The 795-nt window shown below is 56.9% G+C and carries 1 pseudogene; it reads right to left on the reverse strand.

Annotated features, from left to right (window positions below):
- Positions 1 to 770 (reverse strand): annotated as a pseudogene (locus MKL09_RS01255) (hypothetical protein); the annotation flags it as partial.
- Between the last annotated feature and the right edge of the window lie 25 nt (positions 771 to 795).

Here is a 795-nt window from a genome sequence, read left to right on the forward strand (position 1 = left end):
TTGAAAGAGGTTCCTGACGCCATGATTGCACAGCTACCGCTTTTGCTGCTGCTATCGTCATCAATGTAACTGTTAAAGCTATAATACGTGTTGTTATTGACGGTAAATCCGGAGTATGTTTTGCTGGCATCCCCCGGCTCGTCGGGGGAAAACATTGGAACGTAATACGAGTCCTTGTTAGAACTTGTCGGCGCGCCGTCCTGAACATTGAGTGGGTAGGGCAATGTCTCTAGGCATCCGGCCCAACCCCAGCCGGAATAGGCGGCCTGAAGCTTGGTGAAAATGTCGAACCGACTGCTAAAGCCAGACACGTTCGGCGAGGTCACATTGGTCCAGTGGTAGCTCGACTGACCGTTCTGATCGATCCAGGTCGCATAGCGATAAGTCGAGGGATTGACCGCAACCGCTGCTGCGAACGGCACGATCGAGATTTTGGTCGCGCTGGAGAAGGCCGCGTTGGTGTAGACGTAATTGACGAAGTTCGTTGCCGCCGTCTGCACCGCCTGCAGCTTCGATTGCCCGCCACTCGACTCCGCCATCGATCCGGTATTGTCGAGCACCAGCGCGATCTCGAAGGTTTTGGGCAGCGGCGTGGCGCATTGGGCGGAGGCGCCTGGATTGATGCGGGTCGTTCCGGTTAACTTGCCGAAAAACACCGTCGAGAGTTTGTGTGTGGTGAGGGTGATCTGGCGTGGGTTGCTGGTGATCGTTAGCGGATCGACCACGAGGTTGGGCGCTCCCATGGCGCCGGTCATCGCCGTCTGGGCCATCGTATTGAGGTCGGCGGTCGAGGTG

The sequence above is a fragment of the Methylobacterium sp. J-048 genome (genome assembly GCF_022829515.1).
Classification (GTDB): domain Bacteria; phylum Pseudomonadota; class Alphaproteobacteria; order Rhizobiales; family Beijerinckiaceae; genus Methylobacterium.